Origin of the sequence: Quadrisphaera sp. GCM10027208 (genome assembly GCF_042658805.1) — a bacterium.
Lineage (GTDB): Bacteria > Actinomycetota > Actinomycetes > Actinomycetales > SCSIO-59966 > SCSIO-59966.
Genome location: NZ_JBHSRC010000003.1, coordinates 43,578 through 70,307 on the forward strand (window position 1 = coordinate 43,578; position 26,730 = coordinate 70,307).

A 26,730-nucleotide genomic window follows, 5' to 3' on the forward strand; every position below is an offset into this window, starting at 1 on the left:
CCGAACGCTGGAGGTGGCGGTATGGCAGCAGCGCGCACGGACCTCGACGGGGGCGTGTCCAGCCCGGCGACGACCCGCAACGTGGTCCTCGTCGGGCACGCGGGCAGCGGCAAGACCTCCCTCGTCGAGGCGCTCCTGGCCGCGTCCGGGACCATCTCCCGGGCCGGCTCGGTGACCGAGGGCACGACCGTGACCGACCACGAAGAGGTGGAACGCCGCCTCGGGCACTCCGTCGTGATGTCGGTGGCGTCCTTCGTGCACGCGGGGGTGCGGATCAACGCGATCGACACCCCCGGACGGCCCGACTTCGTCGGAGAGCTACGGGCGGGCCTGAGGGCCGCGGACGCCGCGCTCTTCGTCGTCTCGGCGGTGGACGGCGTCGACGGACCGACCCAGATGCTGTGGGAGGAGTGCGCGACGGTCGGCATGCCGCGGGCGGTCGTCGTCACCCACCTCGACCAGCCCCGCGGTGACTTCGAGTCGATGGTCGCCGTCGCGCAACGGGTGTTCGGTGACGGCGTCCAGCCGTTGTACCTGCCCCTCCTCGGTGACGACGACGCCCCGGCCGGCCTCATCTCCTTGCTGTCCCAAAAGGTGCACGAGCTGTCCCAAAAGGTGCACGAGCTGTCCCAGAAGGTGCACGAGTCCTCCACCGGGACCGTCGTCGTCCGCGACGCCGACCCCGAGCACCTGGAGGCGATCGAGGACGCGCGGGCGGCCCTCATCGAGGGCATCATCCAGGAGTCCGAGGACGACACGCTGCTCGAGCGGTGGCTGGCCGGGGAGCAGGTCTCCTACGACACCCTCGTCACCGACCTGGAGAAGGCGGTCGCCCGGGGCTCGTTCCACCCCGTGCTGCCGGCGGTGCCGACCACCGGCCTCGGCGTCCAGCAGGTGCTCGAGCTCATCCTGCGCGGGTTCCCCTCGCCCCTGGAGCACCCGCTGCCGGCGGTCACCACCCCGGACGGCGAACCGCGCGAGGCGATCACCTGCGACCCCGACGCGCCGCTCGTGGCCGAGGTGGTGCGGACCACCACCGACCCCTACGTCGGCCGGGTCTCGCTCGTCCGGGTGTTCTCCGGCACCCTGCTGCCCGACGTCCCGGTCCACGTCTCCGGTCACTTCAGCCGGTTCAGCCACCGGGACGCCGACGGCGACTGGCACCCCGACCACGACGCCGACGAGCGCGCCGGGGCCGTCTCCCGCCCGCTCGGCGGGAAGCTCCTGCCGATCGAGAAGGCGGTCGCCGGCGACATCGTCGCAGTCGCCCGGCTCAGCCGCGCGGAGACGGGCGACACCCTGTCCTCGCCGGAGGCGCCGGCGCTGATGGAGCCGTGGGTGATGCCGGAGCCGCTGCTGCCGGTCGCCGTCACCGCGCTGACCAGCTCCGACGAGGACCGGCTCAGCCAGGGGCTGGCCCGGTTGCAGGCCGAGGACCCGACGGTACGGGTGGAGATGAACCCCGAGACCCACCAGATGCTGCTGTGGACGATGGGCGAGGGGCACCTCGACGTCCTGCTCGACCGGCTGCGCCGCAGCGGGGTCGAGGTCAGCACCCAGCCCGTCCGGGTGGCGATGCGCGAGACGTTCGCCGGACCCGCGGAGGGGCACGGCCGGCACGTCAAGCAGTCCGGCGGGCACGGGCAGTTCGCCGTCGTGGACATCGAGGTCGAGCCACTGCCGGAGGGCAGCGGGTTCGAGTTCGTCGACAAGGTCGTCGGCGGCGTGGTACCGCGCAACTACATCCCGAGCGTGGAGAAGGGTGTGCGGGCCCAGATGGACAAGGGCCTGGCGGCCGGCTACCCGGTCGTCGACCTGCGGGTGACCCTGGTCGGCGGCAAGGCGCACAGCGTCGACTCCTCCGACGCCGCGTTCCAGACCGCCGGCGCGCTGGCGCTCAAGGACGCCGCGGCCAAAGCTGGGATCACCATGCTGGAGCCGGTCGACGAGGTCGACGTCGTCGTCGACGACGAGTACGTCGGGGCGGTGCTGTCCGACCTGGCGACCCGTCGTGGCCGGGTGACCGGCACCGACGCGATCGGCAACGGGCGCAGCCGGGTGACCGCCGAGGTGCCGGCCCTGGAGCTGACCCGCTACGCGATCGACCTGCGGTCCATCTCCCACGGCACCGGCAGCTTCACCCGCGAGTACCGCCGGCACGCCCCCGCCCCGCAGCACGTCGTCGCCCGCCTCACCGACCTCGACGCCCAACCCGCCTCCGCCTGACCCCCCGCCCACGCGCCCCCCACGCACGCGATCTCTGGAGGCTTTCCGGGGTCTCGCCGGGCCCGGAGACCCCGACAAGCCTCCAGAGATCGAGGGGTCAGGTGGGCCAGGCGGCGGCGAGGCGGGCCCGGGTGTCGCCGAGGATCTCCGGGAGCGCCTTGGTGCGGGCCACGACGGGCAGGAAGTTCGCGTCGCCGCCCCACCGGGGGACGACGTGCTGGTGCAGGTGGGCGGCGATGCCGGCGCCGGCGACCGCGCCCTGGTTGAGGCCGAGGTTGAACCCGTGCGGGGCGGACACCTCGGTGAGCACCTGCATCGCGGTCTGGCTCAGCCGGGCGACCTCGACGGTCTCCTCCTCGGTGAGGTCCCGGTAGTCGGCCACGTGCCGGTAGGGCACGACCATGAGGTGCCCCGGGTTGTACGGGTAGAGGTTCAGGACGACGAAGCACGCCGTCCCGCGGGCCACGACCAGCCCCTGCTCGTCGTCCTGGCTGGGGATCCGGCAGAACGGGCAGCCGTCACCGGCGCCCTGGCCGGTCGGCTTGCCCTCGCCCTGGATGTAGACCATCCGGTGCGGCGTCCACAGCCGCTGGAAGCCGTCCGGCTCCCCCGCGTGGTCGCTCGCGGGCTCGACCACCGGAGCCTGGTCCTCGTCGCCGGCCGTCATCGACTCACACCTGGGCGCGGGTCCGGATCGCCTCGACGATCCGCTCGACGGCCTGCTCGACCGGCACCCCGTTGTCCTGGCTGCCGTCCCGGAACCGGAAGCTCACCGCCTCCTTCTCGGCGTCCTCCGCGCCGGCGATGAGCAGGAACGGCACCTTGTCCTTCGTGTGGGTGCGGATCTTCTTCTGCATCCGGTCGTCGGAGTCGTCGACCACGACCCGGACGCCGTGGGCCCGCAGCCGGGCGGCGACGTCCTGGAGGTAGGGCACGAAGTCGGCGGCCACCGGGATCCCGACGACCTGCACCGGGGCGAGCCACGGCGGGAAGGCGCCGGCGTAGTGCTCCAGCAGGACGCCGAAGAACCGCTCGATCGACCCGAACAGCGCCCGGTGGATCATCACTGGCCGCTGCCGCGAGCCGTCGGAGGCGGTGTACTCCAGCTCGAACAGCTCGGGTTCGAAGAAGTCGAGCTGGATGGTCGACAGCTGCCACGTCCGGCCGATGGCGTCCTTGGCCTGCACCGAGATCTTCGGGCCGTAGAACGCGGCGCCCCCCGGGTCGGGCACGAGGTCCAGCCCGGAGGCGAGCGCCACCTCCTCGAGGGTCCGGGTGGCCTCCGCCCAGGTGGCGTCGTCCCCGACCGACTTCTCGGGGTCGCGGGTGGACAGCTCGAGGTAGAAGTCCTCGAGCCCGTAGTCCTTGAGCAGGTCGAGGACGAAGGTGAGCAGGGAGCCCAGCTCGTCCTTCATCTGCTCGCGGGTGCAGTAGATGTGCGCGTCGTCCTGGGTGAAGCCGCGGGCCCGGGTCAGCCCGTGCACGACACCGGACTTCTCGTACCGGTACACCTCGCCGAACTCGAACAGCCGCAGCGGCAGCTCACGGTAGGAGCGGCCGCGGGAACGGTAGACCAGGTTGTGCATCGGGCAGTTCATCGGCTTGAGGTAGTAGTCCTGCCCCTGCCGGGTGACGTTGCCGTCGCCGTCGCGCTCCTCGTCCACCCGCATCGGCGGGTACATGCCGTCGGCGTACCACTCCAGGTGCCGGGAGGTCTCAAACAGGTGCGCCTTGGTGATGTGCGGGGTGTTGACGAAGTCGTAGCCCACCTCGACGTGCCGGCGGCGGGAGTAGTCCTCCATCTCCATCCGGACGATGCCGCCCTTGGGGTGGAACACCGGCAGCCCCGAGCCGATCTCGTCGGGGAAGGAGAACAGGTCGAGCTCGGCGCCGAGCCGTCGGTGGTCGCGTCGCTCGGCCTCGGCGAGCCGCTCCTTGTAGGCGAGGAGCTCCTCCTTCGTCGGCCAGGCCGTGCCGTACACGCGCTGCAGCTGCGGGTTCTTCTCGCTGCCGCGCCAGTAGGCGGCCGCCGTGCGCATGAGCGACCAGCCGTTGCCGATGTGCCGGGTGGACGGCAGGTGCGGACCCCGGCACAGGTCCTTCCAGGCGACCTCGCCGGTCCGGCGCACGTTGTCGTACATGGTGAGCTCGCCGCCGCCGACCTCGACCGAGGCGCCCTCGGCGGCGTCCTCCGCGGCGGCGCCGGAGCCCTTGAGCCCGATGAGCTCGAGCTTGTACGGCTCCTCGCGCAGCTCGGCGCGGGCCTGCTCGTCGGTGACGACCCGGCGGCGGAACGTCTGGCCCTCCTTGACGATCCGCTGCATGACCTTCTCGAGGCGCTTGAGGTCCTCCGGGGTGAAGGGCTCGGCGACGTCGAAGTCGTAGTAGAACCCGTCGCGGACCGGCGGGCCGATGCCGAGCCGCGCCTGCGGGAACACCTCCTGCACCGCCTGGGCGAGGACGTGGGCGGTGGAGTGCCGCAGCACCGCCAGCCCGTCCGGGGAGTCGACGGTGACGGCCTCGACGACGTCGCCGTCGGCCAGCTCGTGGGCCAGGTCGCGCAGCTCGCCACCGACCCGGACGACGACCACCTCGGGGCGCCCGGTGTACAGGTCCGCCGCCGTGGTGCCCGGGTCCACCGCGCGTTCGTCGCCGTCGACGGTCACGGTCAGCTGGGCAGGCACGGTGGTTCTCCTCGGGGGGACGACGGACAGCGGTGGAGGGGACGGCGGTCGTGGGGACGGTGGACGGTGGTGGACGCAGCGATGCTAGTGCCGGCACGACAAGGGCCCCGCGCCGCTCCGCGGACCCCCCGTCCCAGACCGGTCACCACCCCCGCCGGTGACCACTCGACCCCCTCTTGGTGATCATGCAATCCCGCCACCCCAGCGCGCGCCGCCCGGCGCACAGATTGCTGAGTTGGTGGCGCGACACGCCGGCAGAACTGCGCTCGACCCAGCATTCTGTGAGCTGTGTGCAAAGGGTCGAGCTGTGCGCACAGGTCGCGAGGCAAGTCTCGCTACAGCTGCGAGATGCCACCCTGGTAGCGGTGATCGGAGGGATTGCTCTGCGGTGCGTGGTCACGTTGAGCCGCCCGGTGCGCGTCGTAGCCCGCTCCCAGGTTCTCGGTTCGCCTCCGTCGCCAGCGCCGCTCGACGAACCAGCCACCCAGGAACAGGGCCACCGCTGCCAGGAACAACCACTCCATGGACCGAGAGTGCCACTCCTGGCCGGGGTGTCAACCACGAGCGCACGGTCACGGCCACCGAGCGCCATGGGGGTGGCCTCTGCCGAGGCCAAGTAGAACGCCGGGGCGATACGCTGGGGCCGTTCCGCTAGGTGGGCGATACTGGGTTCGAACCAGTGACCTCCTCGGTGTGAACGAGGCGCTCTACCACTGAGCCAATCGCCCTGGGGACGGCCAGAACCATACCCGATGGTGAGCGCCGCGCTGACGAGCCGGGTCAGTCGACACCCGGCAGCCTGACCAGCCAGGCCGTGACGTCGTCCGGGACCCAGGCCGGGACGCCGAAGCCGACGAGCAGGCCGAGGACGATCACCGAGGCGACCCCAACGAAGGTGGCCGCGGCGCCCAGGACGCGGGCCCACCGGGGCAGTGTGCGGGTCCACCCGGCGAACTCGTGGGCTCGCTCACGTGCCCACCCGAGCAGCCGGTGCGCCCAGAAGAACTCACTGGCGAGCACGGCAAGCCCGAGCAGGGTCAGCGGGATACCGCCGGGGCCTGGCAGCCAGCCGGTGGAGGCCCCGAGCAGGACGAGCAGGGTCCCGACGACACCGACGACGATCCGGTAGATCCGGTAGGCACGAGGGTCCGTGCGCAACCGGCGCCGCCAACCCCACCGGTCGTGCCGGTGGCGCTCCTCCCAGCGGCGCAACCACTGCTGGCGGCGGGTCTCGCGGTCGGCGTCCGCCGGGCGCACGTCGTCCTCGACTCCCGGGTCCCGAGGTCGCAGGTCGGTGCGCTGCTCCACCAGGCCAGCCTACGGCCGGTCGGGAAACGTCGGGAGGCCGCGCCGTGACCGGCAGGTCACTCGCACTGACCGAGCGACCGCAACGTCCGGGTTGCCCCGTTCAGGTGACTCCCCCGGTCAAGACTCCGTCAAGACCGGGCCGATGGCGTTTGGGCACCGACGGCCGCGGGAACCAGCCGACTACCCGCTCCACCCGCGCACAGGAGGCAGTCCCGTGTCCCATCTGCGGCCCACCCAGGTCGACACCGAGCTCGAGCTCAGACTTGTCGTTCCGGACGCCGGCACGGTCCCGCTGCGGGCGACCCTCCGCTACGGCACCGACGACCCGTTCGCCGTGACCGCGGCGTTCGGCGGGGGCGGCGTCACGGTGGAGTGGGTCTTCGCTCGCGACCTGCTGATCACCGGGCTGACGCGCCCGACCGGCGAGGGCGACGTCCACGTGTGGCCGTCCTGGGGCTCCGGCCAGGACCTCGTCCTGCTGTCCCTGACCTCCCCCGACGGCCACGCCGTGCTCGAGGCGGACGCGGCGGACCTGCGTGCCTTCCTCACCACCACCCTGAAGCTTGTGCCCAGCGGCACCGAGTCCGCCTACCTCGACCTGGACGCCGAGCTCGCCGAGCTGTTCGCCGGCTGACGGCTACGGGTCCGTCGAATCCAGGCTGCGTCGCGCGAACAGGTCGACGGCCGCCGCGCCGAGCGGTCCGCGCCGCAGCGGACGGTCGTCGACCACGTCGACGACCTGGACGTCGCGGGTGGTGGACAGCAGCAGCACCTCCTGCGCGGTCGCCAGGACCGTGAAGGGCAGGGCCCGCTCCTCGATCGGCAACCCCTCGTCGGCGGCCCACTCGAGCAGCAGCTCACGGGTGATCCCGGCGAGGCAGCCGGAGTCCAACGGCGGGGTGGCCAGGACGCCGTCGACGGCCACGACGACGTTGCTGCCGGTGCCCTCGCACAACTCGCCGCGAGTGTTCCTGAACAGGGCCTCAGCGGCCCCCCGGGCGGCGGCGTACTGCAGAGCCACGACGTTCTCGGCGTACGAGGTGGTCTTCAGGCCCGCGGTCGCGGAGCGCTCGTTGCGGACCCACGGCACGGAGGTGACGGCGACGTGCGCGGGCCACGGCGGGGTCGGCACACTCGCCACGACGAGGGTGCCGTCGCGGCCACCTGGGCCGCGGTCTGAGCCCAGCGGGCCGGGCCCGCCGGTCCAGGTGATCCGCAGCCGCCCGTGCTCGACGTGGCGGGCGGAGAGCACCTCCCGGACGGCGGAGCGCACCAGCTCGTCGTCCGGGGCCGGTAGACCCAGGCCTGCGGCAGAGCGGGCGAGCCGGCGCAGGTGCCGGGTCAGGGCGAACGCCTGACCACCGGTGACCTTGCACGACTCGAACACGCCGTCGCCCACGGTGAACCCGTGGTCGAGCGCGGGGACCCGGGCGTGCGCCGGGTCGGTGAGCAGCCCGTCCACCCACACGGTGACGCCGTCCGTAGCCTGCATCCGGCCTCCTCCGGTCGTGCCCGCAGCCGTCGGCGAGCGCGGACATCCTGCCCTGCGCCACGAGCCGGCACCGGTTGGACTCCCCGACGGGCTCTCGGTTAGAGTTCCCGTCGCACACCGGGCGGCTGGATCGCCGGCCGGGGCGGTGCGGACGTAGCGCAGTTGGTAGCGCATCACCTTGCCAAGGTGAGGGTCGCGGGTTCGAGTCCCGTCGTCCGCTCGGAGGCACCTCCGAGGAGGGACCGCCTCGCGGTGGAGTGGCCGAGAGGCGAGGCAACGGCCTGCAAAGCCGTCTACACGGGTTCGAATCCCGTCTCCACCTCGGCAGCAGGCACCACCGACTCGGGCGATTGGCGCAGCGGTAGCGCGCTTCCTTGACACGGAAGAGGTCACTGGTTCGAACCCAGTATCGCCCACCAGCACGTGCGTGCCCGGACGTACCCGGGCGCACCCTCCCCGACTGCGGGCTGACGCCGTAGCACTCCGGCGAGTCTGAACCGCCACCCCCCGTCCTGCGCGCGACGCCGTCCGGCAGGCCCCACAATGGCGGGGCTCCCCGACGGCGCCCCCGGGCGCCGCCGTGGGCACACCCATTCCTGGACGACGAGAGACCCTGATGCAGATCTGGCCCGGCCACCCCTATCCCCTCGGCGCCACGTTCGACGGCACCGGCACCAACTTCGCTCTCTTCTCGGAGGTTGCCGAGCGGGTGGAGCTCTGCCTGATCGACGACGACCTCACCGAGGAGCGCGTCGAGCTCACCGAGGTCGACGGCTTCGTCTGGCACTGCTACCTGCCCGGCGTGCACCCGGGCCAGCGGTACGGCTACCGGGTGCACGGCCCGTACGCCCCCGACAAGGGCCACCGGTGCAACCCGGCGAAGCTGCTCCTGGACCCGTACGCGAAGGCCATCGAGGGCCAGGTAGACGGCGACGAGTCGCTGTTCTCCTACCGCTTCGACGACCCCGACGAGCTCAACGACGACGACAGCCTCGGGCACACGATGCTCTCCGTCGTGGTCAACCCGTTCTTCGACTGGGGCACCGACCGGCCCCCGCGCTACGAGTACCACGAGAGCGTCATCTACGAGGCGCACGTCAAGGGCCTGACGATGACCCACCCCGGCGTCCCGGAGGACATCCGAGGCACGTACGCGGGCATCGGGCACCCGGCGATGATCGACCATCTCACCGCGCTCGGGATCACCGCGATCGAGCTCATGCCGGTGCACCAGTTCGTGCAGGACACCCACCTGCGGTCCAAGGGCCTGAGCAACTACTGGGGCTACAACACGATCGGCTTCTTCGCCCCGCACAACGCCTACTCCTCCACCGGCAACCGCGGCCAGCAGGTGCAGGAGTTCAAGGCGATGGTCAAGGCGCTGCACGACGCCGGGATCGAGGTCATCCTCGACGTCGTCTACAACCACACCGCCGAGGGCAACCACCTCGGGCCGACGCTGTGCTTCCGCGGGATCGACAACGCCGCGTACTACCGGCTCGTCGACGGCGACGAGGCCCACTACTTCGACACCACGGGCACCGGCAACTCCCTGCTCATGCGCCACCCGCACGTGCTGCAGCTGATCATGGACTCACTGCGCTACTGGGTCAGCGAGATGCACGTCGACGGGTTCCGCTTCGACCTGGCGTCCTCCCTGGCCCGCCAGTTCCACGAGGTGGACCGGCTGAGCGCGTTCTTCGACCTCGTCCAGCAGGACCCGGTGGTCTCCCAGGTCAAGCTCATCGCCGAGCCGTGGGACGTCGGCGACGGCGGGTACCAGGTCGGGAACTTCCCGCCGCTGTGGACGGAGTGGAACGGCCGCTACCGCGACACCGTGCGGGACTTCTGGCGCGGCGAGCCGCACACCCTCGCCGAGTTCGCCTCTCGGCTCACCGGCTCCAGCGACCTGTACGAGCAGGACGGCCGGCGGCCGATCGCGAGCATCAACTTCGTCACCGCCCACGACGGGTTCACCCTGCGGGACCTCGTCTCGTACAACGAGAAGCACAACGAGGCCAACGGCGAGGGCAACGCCGACGGCGAGTCGCACAACCGGTCCTGGAACTGCGGGGTGGAGGGCGAGACGGACGACAAGAAGGTCCTGGCCCTGCGGGCCCGCCAGCAGCGCAACTTCCTCACGACGCTGCTGCTCTCCCAGGGCGTGCCGATGATCTCCCACGGCGACGAGCTCGGGCGCACCCAGCGCGGCAACAACAACGCCTACTGCCAGGACAACGAGCTGGCCTGGGTGAACTGGGACCTCGACGACACCCAGCTCGAGCTGCTGGAGTTCACTCGCCGGCTGGTGCGGCTGCGCCGCGAGCACCCGGTCTTCCGGCGGCGCCGGTTCTTCGCCGGCGAGGCAGCGCACGGGGGGGAGAGCGAGCTCGGGGAGATCGCGTGGCTCACCCCCACCGGTGAGCCGATGGCGGACGAGGACTGGACGACGTGGTACGCCCGCGCAGTGACGGTGTTCCTCAACGGCGAGGCCATCACCGAGCCGGACCCCCGTGGCCAGCGGATCGTCGACGACTCCTTCCTCATCCTGTTCAACGCAGCCCCGGAGGCCATCGAGTTCCGGGTCCCGCCCGAGGAGTTCGGCGCCGAGTGGACCGTGGTCCTGGACACCGACGACTCCCTGGCCGAGGGCGAGAAGCTCCCGGCCGGGACGACGGCCGACATCGAGTCGCGCAGCGTCGTCGTCCTCACCCGCCCGCAGCCTGCTGACCCGCAGGGGATCGGGGCGTGACCGGCGACCCCAGGCACCGCCCGGCGCCCGGACGGCCGGTGCCGACCGCGACCTACCGGCTGCAGATCCGCCCGGAGTTCGGGTTCGACGACGCCGCCGCCGTCGTCGACCACCTCGACGCGCTGGGTGTCTCGCACGCCTACCTGTCGCCGATCCTGCAGCCCGCCCCCGGCTCCACCCACGGCTACGACGTCGTCGACCACTCCCGGCTCAACGAGGAGGCCGGTGGGCGGGCGGCGTTCGACCGACTGGTCGACGCCCTGCACGAGCGGTCCCTCGGGGCGGTCGCCGACGTCGTCCCCAACCACATGGCCGTCCCGACCCCGGCACGGCTCAACGCGGCGCTGTGGTCGGTGCTGCGCGACGGCCCGGAGTCGCCGTTCGCCGCCTGGTTCGACGTCGACTGGTCCGTGCCCGACAGCGCCCTGCTGATGCCGGTGCTCGGACGCCGGATCGGCCAGGTGCTCGGGGACGGCGAGCTGAGCCTGGACACGTCCGGGGACGAGCCGCTGCTGCGCTACTACGACCACGTGTTCCCGGTCCGACCGGGCACCGAGTCGCTGCCGATGGCCGAGCTCGTCGGCCGCCAGTGGTACCGGCTGGCGTACTGGCGGGTGGCCGACGAGGAGCTCAACTACCGGCGGTTCTTCGACGTCGACACCCTCGCCGCCGTCCGGGTCGAGGACCCCGAGGTGTTCGACGCCACCCACGAGGTGCTCCTCGAGCTCGTGGCCGCCGGTCGGCTGGACGGGCTGCGCATCGACCACCCGGACGGCCTGTACGACCCGCGCGGCTACCTGCGTCGCCTGCATGAGCGCACCGACGGCTCCTGGGTGGTCGTGGAGAAGATCCTCGAGGGCGCCGAGGAGCTACCCGCGGACTGGCCGTGCGCCGGGACCACCGGCTACGACGCGCTCCTGCGCGTCGGCGGCCTGTTCGTCGACCCGCAGGGCGCCTACCCGCTGACCTCGCTGCTGCACGAGGTGACCGGGGTCACCGAGGACTTCGAGGACGTCGTCGAGCAGGCCAAGCGGGAGGTGGTCGAGCACGGGCTGTACGCCGAGGTGGTCCGGCTCGCGGACCTGCTCACCCAGGTGTGCCACAGCGACGTGCGCCTGCGGGACCACACCTCCCGCGGCATCCGCGAGTGCGTCGTCGAGCTCCTCGTCGCCTTCGACCGGTACCGCGCCTACGTCGTCCCCGGTGAGCCGGCGCCGCCGGCCTCGGTCGCGGTGATGGACGCCGCCGTCGAACGTGCCCGTGCCCACCTGCCCGAGGAGCGCTGGGACACCCTCGAGCTCGTGCGTGACCTGCTCCTGGGCCGGGAGGCCGGCAGCGCCGGTCGCACCGTGGAGGCCGCCCGGGCCGAGGCCGTCGTCCGCTTCCAGCAGACGTGCGGTCCGGTGATGGCCAAGGCCGTCGAGGACACGGCCTTCTACCGCTGGTTCCGCCTCACCGGCCTCAACGAGGTGGGCGGCGACCCGCTGCACTTCGGGGTCACCGCTGACGAGTTCCACGCGTTCTGCGCCCGGACCGTGCGGGACTGGCCGACGACGATGACGACGCTGTCGACCCACGACACCAAGCGCTCGGAGGACGTCCGGGCCCGGCTCGCGGTGCTCTCCGAGGTGCCGCACGAGTGGGCCGAGGCCGTGCGGGCGTGGCGGGACGTCGCGACTCGGCACCGCGGTCCGCTGCTCGACGCGGCTACCGAGTACCTCGTCTGGCAGACGCTCGTCGGCACCTGGGACGACGGCCCGATCGCCGCCGACCGGCTGGTGCCGTACCTGGAGAAGGCCGTCCGCGAGGCGAAGACGCACACGACGTGGACGTCCCCGGACGCCGACTACGAGGACGCGGTCCGCGGCTTCGCTCGCGGCGTCCTGGGCGACGAGGAGATCTGCACCGCCGTCGGCGGGTTCTGCCGGACCGTCGTCGACCCTGCCGCCCGGGTCGGCGTCCTGGGTCAGAAGCTCGTCCAGCTCACGATGCCGGGTGTCCCGGACGTCTACCAGGGCACCGAGGTCGTGGACCTGTCCCTCGTCGACCCGGACAACCGCCGTCCGGTCGACTTCGGTCGGCGCCGGGCCCGGCTGGCGGCCCTGGACGCCGGCGCCCGCCCGTCCGGTCTGGACGACGAGAAGCTGCTCGTCACCTCCCGGGCGCTGCGGCTGCGGCGCGAGCACCCGGACTGGTTCGTCGGGCCGGCCACGACGTACGCGGCCGTGCCGGCCTCGACCGGGATCGCGGTGGCCTTCGGCCGCGGCACCGAGGACGGCGTCCACGTGGTGACCGTGGCGACCCGGTTGCCGGTGGCACTGACCCGTCTCGGCGGCTGGGGGGACCACACCGTCGTCCTGCCCGAGGGAACGTGGACCGACGTCCTGACCGGTCACGAGCTCGTCACCGGCGGCGGCGGGGTCCACCTGGCTGAGCTGTTGGCCGACCTGCCGGTGGCGCTGCTCGTCCGCCGCTGAGCCCGCGCCACCCCACCCGCACCACCCACCCCGTGATCATGCAATCCCGCCACCCCCGCCGACGCCCTGTTCGTGATCATGCAATCCCGCCACCCTCCGGCCACCGGTCGGGCTCACAGAGTGCTGGGTTGGTGGCACGACACGCCGGCCAAACCGCGCCGGACACAGCATTCTGTGGTCGAGGCGCCTGACCCGACGTGGGCTGCCATGGCGGTCGAGGCCCGTCTTCGTCTTTCGAGGTGGCCGCCAGCGGCCATGAAGCTCCATGCAATTCCGCCACCGCCCCGCCACCCGCTCGGAGAACGCCACGGGGGGTCGTGGAGGGTGGCGGGATTGCATGATCACGAACAGGGGGGCGTGGGGGTCGGCGGCGGGGGGTGGCGGGATTGCATGATCACGGACGAGTTGTGGGGTGGCGGGGGGCGGCGTGACCGGACAGGGTTGCGCCATGCACCGGTTCACCGTCTGGGCCCCTGACGCCACCCGCGTCGACGTCGACCTGTCCGGCAGCCTGCACCCGATGACCCGTCAGGACGACGGGTGGTGGGCCGTCGAGGTGCCCGACGCCGGCCACGGCACCGACTACGCCTTCCGGCTGGACGGCGGGGAGCCGACCCCGGACCCACGCAGCCCGTGGCAGCCGGACGGCGTGCACGCCCCGAGCCGGGTGTTCGACACCGGCCGCCACGAGTGGGGGGACGACGGATGGGCCGGCCTCGACGTCCGGGGGCGGCTGTTCTACGAGCTGCACGTGGGCACCTTCACCCCCGAGGGGACCCTGGACGCCGCGGCGCAGCGGCTCGACCACCTCGTCGACCTCGGTGTCGAGGTGGTCGAGCTGATGCCGGTCGCCGCGTTCCCGGGCCGTTGGGGCTGGGGCTACGACGGGGTGGCCCTGTACGCCGTGCACGAGCCGTACGGCGGACCGGCGGCGCTGCAGCGCTTCGTCGAGGCCTGCCACCGGCGCGGTCTGGCGGTGTGCCTCGACGTCGTCTACAACCACCTCGGCCCGAGCGGGAACTACCTGTCCCGGTTCGGCCCGTACTTCACCGACCGCCACCACACGCCGTGGGGGCAGGCGGTCAACCTCGACGACGAGGGCAGCGAGCACGTCCGCCGGTGGGTCGTCGACAACGCCCTGCGCTGGTTCGCCGAGTTCCACGTTGACGCCCTGCGGCTGGACGCGGTGCACGCGCTCGTCGACGACTCCGCCGAGCACCTGCTGGCCCAGCTGTCGCGGGAGACCGCGGACCTCGCCGACCGGCTGGGCCGGCCGCTGGGCCTGGTCGCCGAGTCCGACCTCAACGACCCGCGGATGATCGAGCCGGTCGCCGAGGGCGGGCTGGGCATGACCGCGCAGTGGGACGACGACGTCCACCACGCCATCCACGCGCTGCTGTCCGGGGAGCGGCAGGGCTACTACTGCGACTTCGGTTCCACCGACGTCCTGGCGAAGGTCCTGACCCGCGCCTTTCTGCACGACGGGACGTTCTCGACGTTCCGCGGCCAGCGGTGGGGGCGGACGGTCGACCCGGCGCGTCACCGGGGCACGGCGTTCCTCGCCTACTCCGCCAACCACGACCAGGTCGGCAACCGCGCCACCGGCGACCGCCCCTCGGCGTACCTGTCCCCCGGCCTGCTGGCGTGCGCGGCGGCGCTCGTGCTGACGAGCCCGTTCACCCCGATGGTGTTCATGGGTGAGGAGTGGGGCGCGTCGACCCCGTGGCAGTTCTTCACCGACCACGCCGAGCCCGAGCTCGCCGAGTCGATCCGCCAGGGCCGGCGGCGGGAGTTCGCCGAGCACGGCTGGGACGCCGAGAGCATCCCGGACCCGCAGGACCACACCACCCGTGACGCGTCGGTGCTGCGCTGGGACGAGCTCGAGACCGGGCCGCACGACCGGGTGCTCCGGTGGTACCGCACGCTGATCGCCCTGCGGAGGGAGGAGCCGGCGTTGACATCCGGGGACCTGCGCGCGGTGTCGGTAGCACACTCGGACGACGAGGGCTGGGTCGTCGTGGCCCGCGGCGACCTGCGCGTGGCCCTCAACGTGGGCGCCGAGCCGCGCACCCTCCCGCTGGACGTCTCCGAACCGGAGCTGCTCGTCGCCTGGGACGACGACGTCGAGCTCGGGGACGGTGGTGTGCTGCTGCCCGGTGAGTCAGTCGCCGTCCTGCGCGCCGGGTGAGCCTGCGCCCGGCACCGGCTCGGCGGTGGTGGCGCCGAGCGTCCGGCCGTCGGCGTCCAGCGCCTCCACCCGCAGCGGACCGGTCCGGTCACCTGCCGGGAGCCGCACCACGGTCTCGAAGCCGGCCCGGTCCGCCGCCGCGAGCTCGGACCCGGACGCGTCGCTGACCCGCCACCGGGCCACCTCGGTGGCCCCGTTCCAGCTGACGTGGACGCGGTCGCCGTCCACCACCGCGGACGGCGGGGTGGTCGGCTCCCCCTTCCAGTCGGCCCGGTAGGCCCGGTAGGAGGTGACGACGAGGTCCTCGGGGACCGCGGCGTCGAGCAGCACCCGGCCGTCGGCGTCCATCAGCGTCCACCGCTCGACGCTGCCCCACCCGAGCAGCACGTCACCGCCGGGCAGCTGCTGGTAGCTGGCCTGGCTCTCACTGAAGATGCCGTCGGGATGCCGGTGCTCGCGCACCAGCGTCGCGGTCATCTCCTGCTCGTCGACGTCGAGCGCGATCCCCCGGCTGACCTCACGCCGTGTCTCACCGCAGGTGCCGCCGTTGTCGAACAGGGTGATCGCGCCGTCGTCCGTGCGCCGTGCGTCGTGCTGCATGAGGAACCGGGCGTCGTCCCCCATCGCGAAGTCGCTGCGCCGGCCGCCGAGCCGCCACTGGACGCCGCCGGTCTCGGTGTCGATGGAGTACACGGCGCAGGTGTGCCGGGCCGACACGAGCAGGTCGCCGTCGTCGTCCACGTCGATGGAGTTCAGGTGCAGGTAGTCGTAGCGGTCACCGGCCTCCGCGGGGTCCTGGTAGGACTCGGCGAGGTCCACCTGGCCCAGCCCGTGCCACTCGAAGAGCACGGCGCCGGTGGCGATGTCGACCTCCTGGACGACGTTGTCGAGCACCTGCCCGTCCCGCGGGCCGCCGAGCTGCGACAGGTCCATCCGCACCGGCTCGTAGGCCATCAGCAGCATCGTGCCGTCGTCAGTCAGCAGCACCTCGTGCAGGTCCGCGTCGTAGCCGTTGCCCATCCGGACGCGGGCCACCTCCTGGTAGCGGTAGTCCACGACGACCGCCTCCCCGTAGCCGAAGCCGGTGCCCACCAGGCCCTCCCACCACGTGAGGACCGGTTCCCCGCGGTACGACTGCACCTTCACGTCGCGAGCGTCCACCCCGTCCAGCGGGTGGAACCAGACCGGCTCACCGGCGTCGTCGACCAGCATCGGCCCCTTCTGCCCGTACCCGTTCTTCACGCCGAGCACGGTCACTCCCGGGGTGCGCTGGTCGTCCGGACCGACGGTGCCGGCCTCCGGTCCCGTCACCTCCACCTGCGGTGGCTCCAGGTCCGGCGCGGACGCGAACTCCCGCACGTGCCTCAGTGCGAGCTGGGGGTCACCGGTCGGAGCCGCTTCCCCCTCGTACACCGGCGGGGTCTTCAGCTCGGGCCGTTCGCCCAGCACCGCCACGGTGAACCGGTACCGGCCCTCGTCGCTGCCGCGGACGGCCAGCTGGGTGGCGACGGTGACCTCCTCGCCCTCGACGAACGGCTCGTCGGGCACGAAGGAGACCCCCTCGTCGTCGGAGTGCTCGAGCAGGGCCCCGGTGTGCTCGCCGCTGCGCGACCCGGTGACGTGCACCGGGCCGAGGCCGTCCGCGTCCACCCCCCGAAAGCTCAGCTGGGTGGCCGGCGAGGCCGTCGGCGTCCCGGGGGCCGGGAACACCGAGACCGTGCCGGAGGCGGCGGAGACGGGGGCCGCCAGCGCAGGCACGGGCGGCGCGGGTGGCGAGAGCACCCGGTGCAGCCCGAGGCCGGCGGCGACCAGTGCGGCGGCGACCGCCAGGGTCACCAGGAGCGATGACCGCCGTGCCACGCAAGTCCTCCTCACCGGTGCGCTGTCATCGGCGACTCGGTTCAGCCCTGGCCGCGGGCCGTGTCACCGTGCCCCTCGCGGGCCAGCGCGGTCAGCCGGGAGACCGCCCGCCGGTACTTCTTACGGTAGCCGCCGCGCAGCATCTCCTCGGGGAACAGCCGGTCGAGCGGTTCACCGGAGGCGACGATCGGGAGGTCCCGGTCGTAGAGCCGGTCGGCGAGGACGACGAGCCGCAGTGCGACGCTCTGGTCGGCCACCGGACGCACGCCACGCCAGAACACCGCGGTGGTGCCGTCGAGCATCGCCCCGTACCGGCTCGGGTGCACCATGGCCAGGTGCGCCAGCAGGTCCTCGAAGTCGTCGAGGACGGCTCCCGGCCCCGCCGCCCGGGCCGCGGCGACCACCGCGTCGTCCGTCGACGGCGGGGGCGGCTCGGGCAGGCCACGGTGCCGGTAGTCCTCGCCGTCGATGCGCACGACGTCGAAGTGCCCTGCGACGGACTGGATCTCGCGCAGGAAGTCCTCGGCCGCGAACCGCCCCTCCCCCAGGGCGTCGGGGAGCGTGTTGGACGTCGCCGCGAGCGCCGTCCTGGCGTCGGCGAGCTCGCGGAGCAGCCGGGCCATCAGCACGGTGTCACCCGGGTCGTCGAGCTCGAACTCGTCGATGCACACGAGCCTGCTCGTCGACAGCGCCGCGACGGCCGGGCGGAACCCGAGCGCGCCGACGAGGTTCGTGTACTCCACGAACGTGCCGAACCGCTTCTCCCCCGGCGCGGCGTGCCACAGCGAGGCCAGCAGGTGGGTCTTGCCGACGCCGAACCCGCCGTCGAGGTAGATCCCGGCCCGGCCGGGGTCCGCGGACCGCCGCCGGCCGCCGAGCCAGCCGGGCAGCACCGAACGGGACGACGACCCCGCGGCGGACTCGAGCCGGCCGGCGAACTCGCGCAGCCGCTCGACGGCGTGGGCCTGGGACGGCTGGTCCGGGGCCGGCCGGTAGGTGTCGAAGGACACCCCGGCAAACCGCGGCGGCGGCACGAGCTCGGCGAGCAGGCGCTCCGGTCCGAGCGAGGGGTGCCGGTCGACGAGGCGCTGCGGACCGTCCGTGCTCACGACCGGGCAGCGTAACCACCGCCGCAGGTGAGAGGATCGAATCCGCCCGCACCGGACCGACCCGACACCGGAGGTGAGCCTGCGTGGCTCTGCCGTATGACGACGACCCCAAGCTCGCCGGCTACGCCCACCCCGAACGGCTGGTCACCACCGGCTGGCTCGCCGAGCACCTTGGCGAGGAGGGCCTGGTCGTGGCCGAGAGCGACGAGGACGTGCTGCTCTACGAGACCGGCCACATCCCCGGCGCCGTCAAGATCGACTGGCACCTGGACCTCAACGACCCCGTCACCCGCGACTACGTCGACGGCGAGGGCTTCGCCCGGCTGATGTCCGCCAAGGGGATCCGCCGCGACTCCACCGTCGTGCTCTACGGCGACAAGAGCAATTGGTGGGCGGCGTACGCGCTGTGGGTCTTCTCGCTGTTCGGCCACCCGGACGTGCGGCTGCTCGACGGCGGGCGGGCCAAGTGGCAGGCCGAGGGCCGGCCGATGACGACCGACGTGCCGTCCCCGGCGCCCACCGACTACCCCGTCGTCGAGCGGCAGGACGCCCCGATCCGCGCCTACAAGGAGGACGTCCTGGCGTTCCTCGGCGGCCAGCTCGTCGACGTCCGCTCCCCCGCGGAGTACACCGGGGAACGCACCCACATGCCGGACTACCCGGACGAGGGAGCGCTGCGCGGCGGGCACGTCCCCGGCGCCCGCTCGGTGCCGTGGGCCCGTGCCGCCAACGACGACGGGACGTTCCGCGACCGCGCCGAGCTCGAGGCCATCTACCGGGACGAGCAGGGCCTGGACCCCGCGGAGCCGGTCATCGCCTACTGCCGCATCGGGGAGCGCTCCAGCCACACCTGGTTCGTCCTGCAGCACCTGCTCGGCTGGCCGGACGTCCGCAACTACGACGGGTCGTGGACCGAGTGGGGCAACTCCGTGCGCGTCCCGATCGTCCGTGGCGAGGAGCCCGGAGAGGTGCCGGCAGACGCACCCGGGAAGGCACCCGGGAAGGGGCCCGGCCGATGACGGCGACGGACGACCTGCCCGAGGCGCTGGCCGCGATCGTCGAGGACTTCACCGCCGTGCCGGCCGCCGACCGGCTCCAGCTGCTGCTGGAGTTCAGCCGTGACCTGCCGGACCTGCCGGAGCGCTACGCCGACCACCCCGAGCTGCTCGAGCCGGTACCGGAGTGCCAGTCACCGATCTTCCTCGTCACCGAGGTCGACGGGACCGGGGACGACGCGCGGGTCAGCCTGTTCTTCTCCGCACCGCAGGAGTCGCCCACCACCCGAGGGTTCGCCGGCATCCTGCACGAGGGGCTCGACGGGCTCACCGCCGCCGAGGTGCTGGCGGTGCCGAACGACGTCCCCCAGCGACTCGCTCTCGCCGAGGCGGTCAGCCCGCTGCGGCTGCGCGGGATGGCCGGGATGCTCGCCCGGATCAAGCGCCAGGTGGCCGAGCGGGCCGCCGTGGCGGGCCAGCACCCGGCGTGAGCGTGCCGCTGCAGGCACTCTGGCCGGTCGACCGGGCGGGCCGGCACATCCCGGTGGACCCGGCCGAGGACGAGCTCGCGGCCCTGTACGCCTACCCCGCCGAGCGGTGGGTGCGGGCGAACATGGTCGCCACCCTCGACGGCGCCGCCCACGGCCCGGACGGGGTGACCCGCTCCATCAACGACCCCGCCGACGTCCGGGTGTTCGTGCTGCTGCGCTCGCTCGCCGACGTCGTCCTCGTCGGTGCCGGCACGGTCCGCGCGGAGGGCTACTCGCTGCCACGGCACCGTCCCGCCCTGGCCGCCCGCCGCAGCGCGGCCGGCATGCCCCCGACGCCGCGGCTGGCGGTCGTCACCCGGAGCGGTGACGTGCCAGGGCACCTGCTCGAGGGGGACCGGCCGGCCCTGGTCGTCACCTGCCGGGCCACCGGTCGCGAGACCCTGGCCCGGCTGGCCGAGCGCGCCGGGCAGGACGCGGTCCTGGTCGCCGGTGAGGAGCGGGTCGACCTGCGGCGGGCGCTGGACGCCCTGGCCGAGCGCGGTCTCGGCCGGGTGCTGTGCGAGGGCGGGCCGACGCTGCTCGGGCAGGTCGCGGCGGCCGGTGCCCTCGACGAGCTGTGCCTCACCCTCACGGCGCGGCTGCTGGCCGGGGACGCCCCCCGGGTGCTCAACGGCGGGGCCGTCGACGTGCCGGTGCACCTGGCGCACCTGCTGGCCGCCGGTGACACGCTCCTGGGCCGGTGGGTCCGCCACGAGCCGGACGCGGCGCCGTGAGCACCGGACGGCGCGTGCTGGTCGGCGTCGGCGTGCTGCTGCTGGCCCTCGTCGTCGCCGCGGGGGTGCTGTTCTGGTCGGTCAGCCGGCCCGCGGACGACGTGGCCTCCGGCGCGGGCCCCGCGGACGACGCGGGCTCCCCGGCCGCCGCCGCGCCGGTGCCTGCGCCGCCGGGGGCACCGGAGGACCTGGCCGCCGGCGAGCTGTGGCTGGGCGAGATGGACCTGCGCTCCTCGGACGTGCTGGCCGCGGACGGCAGGCTCCGCGACCTGTCACTGGAGGCGGACGACGTCCTGCTCGGGTCCGACGGGGTTCGCGCCGGGCAGGTGGTGGCCGACGCGGTCGTCCCGTTCGACGTCGTGGCCGACCAGGTCGGACCCGGGACGGTGGTGTCCGCCACAGCATCCGGCCAGGTGCGTGTCGAGCGGACGGTGACCCTGCTCGGACGCCAGGTCGACGTCGTCGCCACCGGCACGGTGCGTGCCGAGGACGGCGAGGTGGTCGTCGTCCCGACCGCCGTGGACGTCGGTGGGCCGGACTGGCTCGCCGACCTGCTCGGGGACCTGGCGGCAGCGGCGACGACCATCCGGCAACCGGTGCAGGGCCTGCCCGAGGCACTCGTCCTGCAGACCGTGGAGGTCACCGACGAGGGGTTCGCCGTCCACCTGACCGGCGAGGACGTGCTGCTCAGCCGGTGACGCTGATGGGACTACCTCACAGGTGCCGCAGGAGAAAGCGGGCGACCTCGCGCTCCCAGCGGTCCGGGTCGACGTTCCACTCCTTGGTGTGCCGCGCACCGCGGAACGGCACGAACGTCACGAGGTCGGGCCGCAGCTGGGCCAGCAGCCGGGACGGACCGACCGGCACGAACTCGTCGTCCTCGGAGTGGACGATGAGCACGGGCAGCCGCAGCTCCGAGGCGCGGGACACCCAGTCCATCCGGCGCAGGTCGACCGGACCGTCGACGCCGACGACCCGCCGGGCCGAGGGGTGTCCGAGCATGGCCAGTCCCAGGCGCCCCACCGGGCGGGGCAACCGGTTGAGCCGGGCGTGGTGGTCGAGCACGGACCGCCAGTCGATCACCGGTGCGTCGAGCACCAGTGCCCGGACCCGGTCCGCGGTCCAGGACCGGGACACGTGCTGCAGGACGATCGCCCCGCCCATCGACCAGCCGAACAGGACCACCTCGCGGGCCCCGGAGTCCAGGGCGTGCAGCACCGCCGCCTCGACGTCGAGCCACTCGGTGTCGCCGAGGTGCAGCCGACCGCCGTGGGTGGACGGGCCGTCGGGGTCGTTGCGGTAGCTCGGGACGAGCGCCGGTACCCCGAGCCGGTGCAGCAGCGGCAGCGCGCGCAGGCACTCCTCGCGGGTCGCGCCCCGGCCGTGGACGAGGACCGCCCACACCTCGCGGGGCGCGACCTGCGCGGACGGCGGGACGTACCACGTCGGCAGCTCCCCGGCGTCGGAGCGGACCAGCACGTCCTCGTGCGCCAGCCGCAGCGCGGTCGTCGGGTTGCCGGCGACGTAGTACTGGTTCCACCGGGCGGGGCCGACGGTGACCCGGCCGTAGTCGACCTGCTCGAGCACCCGGGTGACGGTGCCGGCCCGGTCGTCGCGCTCCAGGACCCGGCCGAGGCGGGCGTGCCCGTGGCCGCGGTCGAACCAGATGCCGTACCGGCCGGGGCTGGTGGTGTCCGGGTCGGCGCGCAGGGTGATCGTCCCGGGACCGACGGACAGCACCCGGACGTCGTCCGGCTTGTGCCGCTCCGGGGTCACCACCCGCCGGGCGAAGTAGGCCGCCGCCGTGGACGTCGCGGCGCCGGTGGCGACGGCCAGCCCGCCGCCGACGACGGCCCCGCGGGCCACCGCGCGCAGGACGGCCCGGGCGGGAGGGACGGTCGAGGACACGACGGTGACGGTACCGGGGCCGGCCGGGACAATGGCCGGATGCGTCTGCCGGTCAGCCCGCCCGTGTCCCCCATGCTCGCCAGGTCGGTGCCCGAGGTGCCTGCGCCGGACGCGCTGGCCGGCGGGGTGGTGTACGAGCCGAAGTGGGACGGGTTCCGCTGCATCGTGTTCCGCGACGGGGACGACGTCGTGCTCGGCAGTCGCGGCGAGAAGCCGCTCACCCGCTACTTCCCCGAGGTCGTCGACGCCGTCCGGCGCGAGCTGCCCGAGCGGTGCGTCGTCGACGGCGAGCTCGTCGTGCGCACCGGGCCTGCCGGTGCCGAGCGGCTCGACTGGGAGGCGCTGGCCCAGCGCATCCACCCGGCGGCGTCCCGGGTGGACCGGCTGGCCCGCGAGTCCCCCGCCTCGTTCGTCGCCTTCGACCTGCTCGCCCTCGGCGACGACGACCTCACCGGCCGGCCGTTCCGGGAGCGCCGGGAGCGCCTCGAGACGGCGCTGGCCGGGGTGAGGGCGCCCGTGCACCTGACCCAGGTGACCCGGGACCGCGACGAGGCGGTGCGCTGGTTCGCCGACTTCGAGGGGGCGGGCCTGGACGGCGTCGTCGCCAAGGGCGCGGCGTCCACCTACTCCCCCGGCAAGCGGACCATGCTCAAGGTCAAGCACCAGCGCACCGCGGACGTCGTCGCCGTCGGGTACCGGGTGCACACCAGCGGCCGCGGCCTCGGGTCGCTGCTGCTCGGGCTGTACGACGCGGAGGGGACCCTGCGCCAGGTCGGTGGCGCGTCGGCGTTCACGGCCGCCCGCCGGGTCCAGCTGCTCGAGGAGCTCGAGCCGTTCGTGCTGCGCGACGACCGCGGCGAGGTGGTGCGCGGGCAGGGTGAGCCGAACCGGTTCACCGCCCGCAAGGACTCCTCGTTCGTCCGGCTGCGGCCCGAGCTCGTCGCCGAGGTGCGCTACGACCAGCTCGAGGGGCACCGGCTGCGGCACGCCGCGCAGTTCGTGCGCTGGCGACCGGACCGGGACCCGCGCTCGTGCGGCTACGACCAGCTCGACGTCCCCGTCGCCTACGACCTGGAGCGGGTGCTCACCGGTACCCTGCCGCGGTGACCGAGTCGACACCGCAGCCGGGCGTGCCGGCCTCCCCCGACACCATCGTCATCCTCACCGAGGAGGCGCTCGACGACGGGGACGCCGCGCGGATCCGCGCCCTGCACGAGGGCGAGACGCTGACCTACCGGGTGCTGGTGCCGGCCGACACCGAGCGCAACCTGCTCGCCGACGTCGTCGACCACCTCAGCCTCGGTGAGCTGCGGGAGGCCCTCGACGCGATCCGCGGCCGGGACCACGGGCACGCCGACGAGCCGAAGGAGGCCGGTCAGGCGCTCGCCGAGTCCGTCGAGGCGCTGCGGGGCCAGGGGGTGGAGGCGACCGGCGAGGTCACCGAGGACGACCCGCTGCCGGCGCTGACGTCGGCGGTCCAGCGGTTCGCCGCCCGCGAGGTCGTCGTCGTCACCCGACCGCACGCGGTGGAGGACACCTTCCACCGGGACTGGGCCTCGCGCGCCCGGGACGTGCTCGGCGTCCCGGTGCTGCACGTGTACGCCGGGACGACGTTCCTCGGCTGACTGCCCCCCCCCCCCCGCGTCCCCTCCCCCCGCCGTCCCTCCCCGTGATCATGCAATCCCGCCACCCCCGCACGCTCCATCCGTGATCATGCAATCCCGCCACCCCCGCACGCTCCATCCGTGATCATGCAATCCCGCCACCCTCAGCCCGAGCGCCCACCCTGTGCCAGGCTTACCACCCGTCGCCTTCGGTGCGATGAGGGCGCACGGGAGGTGGAGTGGTGACTGCCGGCGGCGTCGTGCTGCTCGTGCTCGGCGTGCTGCTGCTGTCGGCTGCCACCTACGACGCGCTGCGCACGACCGTGGCCCCCGCGGCCGGCGGCGGGTTCCTGACCCGGCACGTCACCGCGGGGATGTGGTGGCTCGCCCGCCGACTGGCCCGCTCGCCGCGGTCGTGGGTCCTGAAGGCCGCCGGCACGGTGGTGCTGCTCGCCACGATGGGTACCTGGGTGCTGCTGCTGTGGGTCGGCTGGACGCTGGTGTTCGCCGCCGAACCGGGCGCGGTGCTGCAGTCCAGCACCCGGGCACCGGCCGACCTCACCGGCACCATCTACTTCGCCGGCTTCACCCTGTTCACCCTCGGGGTGGGCGACTACGTGCCCGGGGACGGCGTCTGGCAGGTCCTCACCCCCGTCGTCACCTTGCACGGGCTGTTCACGGTCACCCTGTCCATCACCTACCTGGTGCCGGTGATGACCGCGGCGACCGAGCGCCGTCAGCAGGCCCTGTCGGTGTGGGGGCTGGGCGGCAGTCCCACCGGCATCGTCACCGGCGGCTGGGGCCGGGGGTCGTTCACCGCCCTGGAGCGCGACCTGCAGCAGCTGGTCCCCGGTCTGCTCACGACGGTCGAGCGGCACCCGACGTACCCGGTCCTGCACTACTTCCACTCCGGGGACCCGCGCCTCGAGCTGGCCGTGCGGGCCGCTGCGGTGGACGAGGCCGCCACCCTGCTGCTGTACGCCGTCCGCCCGCACGCTGCCCCAGACCCCTCGGTGCTGGTGTCGGTGCACCGTGCCGTCGACGCGCTGGTGCGCACCTTGGACAGCACCGACGGCCCGGTGACGGCCGACGTGCCGCCGGTGCCCGACCTGGCGCCGCTGCGGACGGCGGGGGTCCCGCTGCGCGACGACGCTGAGGTGTCCGCCGCCTACACCGCCCTGGCACAGCGGCGGCGGCGGCTGCACGCCCTCGTCGCCGAGCACGCGTGGACCTGGGACGCCGTCACCGACGGCCCTGATGACGGCTACCCCCTTCGCCCGCAGCTGAGCCCCTGACCTGCTGGCGACGCGGCTCAGTCCTCCACCGGACGGCGGGCCCTGCTCGGCTGCACCCGCGGCGGCTCGCCGGGCATCTTGGGATAGTCGGGGGGAAACGGCTCCTCCCCGAGCCCGGCGTCCAGGTCCCGCTCCCACCAGCCGATCAGCGTCCCGACGTCCCCGGCGGCGTCGTCCAGGCCTGCCCACGGGTCACCGACCTCGGCGAGCCGCTGCGGCACGGTCCGGACCGTCAGGGCGGCCGGGTCGATGTCCGCCACCTCCTCCCACGTGACGGGGCACGACACCGGGGCGTGGGGCAGCGGACGGGGGCTGTAGGCGGAGGCCATCGTGCGGTCGCGGGCCATCTGGTTGAAGTCGACGAAGACCTTGTCTGCGCGCTGCTCCTTCCACCAGGCGGTCGTGACCAGGTCGGGGCGGCGGCGCTCGAGCTCCCGGGCCGCGGCGATCACCCCGTGGCGGACGTCCAGCACGTCGTGGGTGCGCCGGATCCGGGCGAACACGTGCAGCCCGCGGGAGCCGGAGGTCTTGACCCACGGCGTGAGTCCGGCATCGTGCAGGACGACGCGCAGCTCTCGGGCGGCCGTGACGACGTCGGCGAACGGCCGACCCGGCTGGGGGTCCAGGTCGACGCGCAGCTCGTCGGGGCGGTCGTTGTCGTCTGAGCGCATCGGCCACGGGTGGAACGTCACCGTGCTCATCTGCACCGCCCAGACGGCGGTGGCCACCTCGTCGACGACGAGCTGGGGGTGGCGGCGTCCGCTCGGGTAGGTGCACATCGTCGTCCGCGCCCACTCCGGCACGCCCCGCGGAGGGTTCTTGGAGTAGAACGCCTCCCCGTCGACGCCGTCGGGGAACCGCTGCAGGGTGACGGGCCGGTCCACCAGCGCCCGGAGCAGACCGTCCCCGACTGCGATCACGTACCGCGCGAGCTCGAGCTTGGTCACCCCGACCGCCGGCCACAGCACCCGGTCGGGGCTGGACAGCCGCACCCGGCGGACGCCGTCCGGGCCGTCCACCTCGAGCACCACCGCGGGTCCCGCCCCGCTGCCGCCGGCCACCGGTGCATCGTGGCAGCCCGCGCCCGCTCGCCGGCGCAACCTCGTCGTGTCCGGCGGCGAACCTCGTGGTGTCATGGCGTCATGGAGTCCACCGGCAAGACCTACCCCGTGCAGCTCCCGGACGACGAGTGGCGGGCCCGGCTGAGCCCGGAGGAGTACCGGGTGCTGCGCCAGGCCGGCACCGAGCCACCCGGGACGAGCCCGTACGAGCACGAGACCACCGTCGGCGTCTACACCTGCCGGGCGTGCGGGGCCGAGCTGTTCCGCAGCGAGACGAAGTTCGACGCGCACTGCGGCTGGCCGTCGTTCTACGCCCCGCTCGCCGAGGACCGGGTGGAGTACGTCGAGGACCTCTCGCTCGGCATGCGCCGGGTCGAGGTGCGGTGCGCGACGTGCGGCTCGCACCTGGGCCACGTGTTCGAGGGCGAGGGGTTCGACGTCCCCACCGACCAGCGGTACTGCATCAACGGAGTCAGTATTCGGCTGCAGCCGCAGGAGTGAGCGGCC

At 73.3% G+C, this 26,730-nt stretch carries 22 protein-coding genes and 4 tRNA genes; 16 read left to right on the plus strand and 10 right to left on the minus strand.

Annotation, left to right across the window (positions count from 1 at the left end; translation table 11 throughout):
• Positions 1–21 precede the first annotated feature (21 nt).
• Positions 22–2,226 (plus strand): elongation factor G-like protein EF-G2, encoded by a 2,205-nt coding sequence (locus ACFP6A_RS05640; RefSeq protein ID WP_379602261.1) that lies wholly within the window; start codon positions 22–24, stop codon positions 2,224–2,226.
• 97 nt (positions 2,227–2,323) lie between these two features.
• Here the strand turns inward: ACFP6A_RS05640 and ACFP6A_RS05645 are convergent, their stop codons facing one another.
• From ACFP6A_RS05645 to ACFP6A_RS05665, 5 genes are all read right to left on the minus strand, one after another.
• The gene (locus ACFP6A_RS05645; RefSeq protein WP_379602263.1) at positions 2,324–2,893 is read right to left on the minus strand and encodes an HIT family protein; all 570 of its coding nucleotides are present in this window, start codon (positions 2,891–2,893) and stop codon (positions 2,324–2,326) included.
• A 4-nt stretch (positions 2,894–2,897) separates the two neighbouring features.
• Positions 2,898–4,910: a threonine--tRNA ligase gene (gene thrS / locus ACFP6A_RS05650; protein ID WP_379602264.1), complete on the minus strand. Its 2,013-nt coding sequence runs from the start codon at positions 4,908–4,910 to the stop codon at positions 2,898–2,900.
• A gap of 335 nt (positions 4,911–5,245) precedes the next feature.
• On the minus strand, positions 5,246–5,434 hold the full coding sequence (locus tag ACFP6A_RS05655; protein ID WP_379602265.1) for a hypothetical protein: 189 nt from the start codon (positions 5,432–5,434) through the stop codon (positions 5,246–5,248).
• Between the two features lie 132 nt (positions 5,435–5,566).
• Positions 5,567–5,638 (minus strand) — tRNA-Val (locus tag ACFP6A_RS05660).
• 52 nt (positions 5,639–5,690) lie between these two features.
• Positions 5,691–6,218, minus strand: coding sequence for a PGPGW domain-containing protein (locus tag ACFP6A_RS05665; RefSeq protein WP_379602267.1), 528 nt, complete (start codon positions 6,216–6,218; stop codon positions 5,691–5,693).
• A gap of 214 nt (positions 6,219–6,432) precedes the next feature.
• On the opposite strand from ACFP6A_RS05665, the gene ACFP6A_RS05670 reads away from it, so the two are divergent.
• Complete coding sequence (locus ACFP6A_RS05670) at positions 6,433–6,852, plus strand: SsgA family sporulation/cell division regulator (RefSeq protein WP_379602268.1); 420 nt, start codon at positions 6,433–6,435, stop codon at positions 6,850–6,852.
• 3 nt (positions 6,853–6,855) lie between these two features.
• On the opposite strand, the gene ACFP6A_RS05675 is transcribed toward ACFP6A_RS05670, so the two are convergent.
• Entirely contained in the window at positions 6,856–7,710 is an 855-nt protein-coding gene (locus ACFP6A_RS05675; protein WP_379602269.1) for an aminotransferase class IV, read from the minus strand.
• A 147-nt stretch (positions 7,711–7,857) separates the two neighbouring features.
• On the opposite strand from ACFP6A_RS05675, the gene ACFP6A_RS05680 reads away from it, so the two are divergent.
• The 6 genes from ACFP6A_RS05680 (at position 7,858) to treZ (ending at position 15,127) form a co-directional block, all read left to right on the plus strand.
• Positions 7,858–7,930: transfer RNA gene (locus ACFP6A_RS05680), tRNA-Gly, on the plus strand.
• Between the two features lie 31 nt (positions 7,931–7,961).
• Positions 7,962–8,032, plus strand: a tRNA-Cys gene (locus ACFP6A_RS05685).
• 22 nt (positions 8,033–8,054) lie between these two features.
• Positions 8,055–8,129 (plus strand) — tRNA-Val (locus ACFP6A_RS05690).
• Between the two features lie 197 nt (positions 8,130–8,326).
• Positions 8,327–10,462 (plus strand): glycogen debranching protein GlgX, encoded by a 2,136-nt coding sequence (glgX, locus tag ACFP6A_RS05695; protein WP_379602271.1) that lies wholly within the window; start codon positions 8,327–8,329, stop codon positions 10,460–10,462.
• 38 nt (positions 10,463–10,500) lie between these two features.
• Complete coding sequence (gene treY / locus ACFP6A_RS05700) at positions 10,501–12,939, plus strand: malto-oligosyltrehalose synthase (protein ID WP_379602273.1); 2,439 nt, start codon at positions 10,501–10,503, stop codon at positions 12,937–12,939.
• Positions 12,940–13,387: 448 nt separating this feature from the next.
• On the plus strand, positions 13,388–15,127 hold the full coding sequence (treZ, locus tag ACFP6A_RS05705) for a malto-oligosyltrehalose trehalohydrolase (RefSeq protein WP_379602275.1): 1,740 nt from the start codon (positions 13,388–13,390) through the stop codon (positions 15,125–15,127).
• Here treZ and ACFP6A_RS05710 read toward each other — a convergent pair.
• Both ACFP6A_RS05710 and zapE read right to left on the minus strand, forming a co-directional pair.
• Positions 15,101–16,987, minus strand: a complete 1,887-nt coding sequence (locus tag ACFP6A_RS05710; RefSeq protein ID WP_379602276.1) for an arylsulfotransferase family protein — start codon at positions 16,985–16,987, stop codon at positions 15,101–15,103. The two genes, treZ and ACFP6A_RS05710, sit on opposite strands and share 27 nt — an antisense overlap.
• A gap of 41 nt (positions 16,988–17,028) precedes the next feature.
• A complete protein-coding gene (gene zapE, locus ACFP6A_RS05715) occupies positions 17,029–18,096 on the minus strand; it encodes a cell division protein ZapE (RefSeq protein ID WP_379602278.1) in 1,068 nt (355 codons plus the stop codon).
• Between the two features lie 83 nt (positions 18,097–18,179).
• Here zapE and ACFP6A_RS05720 point away from each other — a divergent pair, with 83 nt between their 5' ends.
• Genes ACFP6A_RS05720 through ACFP6A_RS05735 form a run of 4 tightly spaced genes read left to right on the plus strand, consistent with a single transcriptional unit; the run spans position 18,180 to position 21,053 of the window.
• A complete protein-coding gene (locus tag ACFP6A_RS05720) occupies positions 18,180–19,115 on the plus strand; it encodes a sulfurtransferase (RefSeq protein WP_379602279.1) in 936 nt (311 codons plus the stop codon).
• Entirely contained in the window at positions 19,112–19,582 is a 471-nt protein-coding gene (locus ACFP6A_RS05725; RefSeq protein ID WP_379602280.1) for a SufE family protein, read from the plus strand. Before ACFP6A_RS05720 ends, ACFP6A_RS05725 begins: the two co-directional genes overlap by 4 nt.
• A complete protein-coding gene (locus tag ACFP6A_RS05730; protein WP_379602282.1) occupies positions 19,579–20,355 on the plus strand; it encodes a dihydrofolate reductase family protein in 777 nt (258 codons plus the stop codon). Before ACFP6A_RS05725 ends, ACFP6A_RS05730 begins: the two co-directional genes overlap by 4 nt.
• The gene (locus ACFP6A_RS05735) at positions 20,352–21,053 is read left to right on the plus strand and encodes an LmeA family phospholipid-binding protein (RefSeq protein ID WP_379602283.1); all 702 of its coding nucleotides are present in this window, start codon (positions 20,352–20,354) and stop codon (positions 21,051–21,053) included. Before ACFP6A_RS05730 ends, ACFP6A_RS05735 begins: the two co-directional genes overlap by 4 nt.
• A gap of 16 nt (positions 21,054–21,069) precedes the next feature.
• Here ACFP6A_RS05735 and ACFP6A_RS05740 read toward each other — a convergent pair whose 3' ends face one another.
• Positions 21,070–22,263: an alpha/beta hydrolase family protein gene (locus ACFP6A_RS05740; protein ID WP_379602285.1), complete on the minus strand. Its 1,194-nt coding sequence runs from the start codon at positions 22,261–22,263 to the stop codon at positions 21,070–21,072.
• 39 nt (positions 22,264–22,302) lie between these two features.
• On the opposite strand from ACFP6A_RS05740, the gene ACFP6A_RS05745 reads away from it, so the two are divergent.
• The 3 genes from ACFP6A_RS05745 to ACFP6A_RS05755 all read left to right on the plus strand — a co-directional run bounded on the left by ACFP6A_RS05745 (position 22,303) and on the right by ACFP6A_RS05755 (position 25,162).
• A complete protein-coding gene (locus ACFP6A_RS05745; RefSeq protein WP_379602286.1) occupies positions 22,303–23,370 on the plus strand; it encodes an ATP-dependent DNA ligase in 1,068 nt (355 codons plus the stop codon).
• Positions 23,367–23,888: a hypothetical protein gene (locus tag ACFP6A_RS05750; protein WP_379602288.1), complete on the plus strand. Its 522-nt coding sequence runs from the start codon at positions 23,367–23,369 to the stop codon at positions 23,886–23,888. The genes ACFP6A_RS05745 and ACFP6A_RS05750 overlap by 4 nt, the downstream gene beginning before the upstream one ends.
• A gap of 221 nt (positions 23,889–24,109) precedes the next feature.
• On the plus strand, positions 24,110–25,162 hold the full coding sequence (locus ACFP6A_RS05755; protein WP_379602290.1) for an ion channel: 1,053 nt from the start codon (positions 24,110–24,112) through the stop codon (positions 25,160–25,162).
• 17 nt (positions 25,163–25,179) lie between these two features.
• Here ACFP6A_RS05755 and ligD read toward each other — a convergent pair whose 3' ends face one another.
• Complete coding sequence (ligD, locus tag ACFP6A_RS05760; RefSeq protein ID WP_379602876.1) at positions 25,180–26,154, minus strand: non-homologous end-joining DNA ligase; 975 nt, start codon at positions 26,152–26,154, stop codon at positions 25,180–25,182.
• A gap of 150 nt (positions 26,155–26,304) precedes the next feature.
• Between ligD and msrB the strand changes: the two genes are divergently transcribed.
• Positions 26,305–26,724, plus strand: coding sequence for a peptide-methionine (R)-S-oxide reductase MsrB (gene msrB / locus ACFP6A_RS05765; protein WP_379602292.1), 420 nt, complete (start codon positions 26,305–26,307; stop codon positions 26,722–26,724).
• Positions 26,725–26,730: the final 6 nt, after the last annotated feature.

Coding starts and splice junctions, on each gene's coding strand:
- ACFP6A_RS05675 (WP_379602269.1), bottom strand. CDS start 7,710: ATGCAGGCTACGGACGGCGTCACCGTGTGGGTGGACGGGCTGCTCACC.
- ACFP6A_RS05655 (WP_379602265.1), bottom strand. CDS start 5,434: ATGGAGTGGTTGTTCCTGGCAGCGGTGGCCCTGTTCCTGGGTGGCTGG.
- ACFP6A_RS05725 (WP_379602280.1), top strand. CDS start 19,112: ATGACGGCGACGGACGACCTGCCCGAGGCGCTGGCCGCGATCGTCGAG.
- msrB (WP_379602292.1), top strand. CDS start 26,305: ATGGAGTCCACCGGCAAGACCTACCCCGTGCAGCTCCCGGACGACGAG.
- glgX (WP_379602271.1), top strand. CDS start 8,327: ATGCAGATCTGGCCCGGCCACCCCTATCCCCTCGGCGCCACGTTCGAC.
- treZ (WP_379602275.1), top strand. CDS start 13,388: ATGCACCGGTTCACCGTCTGGGCCCCTGACGCCACCCGCGTCGACGTC.
- ACFP6A_RS05640 (WP_379602261.1), top strand. CDS start 22: ATGGCAGCAGCGCGCACGGACCTCGACGGGGGCGTGTCCAGCCCGGCG.
- ACFP6A_RS05745 (WP_379602286.1), top strand. CDS start 22,303: ATGCGTCTGCCGGTCAGCCCGCCCGTGTCCCCCATGCTCGCCAGGTCG.
- ACFP6A_RS05645 (WP_379602263.1), bottom strand. CDS start 2,893: ATGACGGCCGGCGACGAGGACCAGGCTCCGGTGGTCGAGCCCGCGAGC.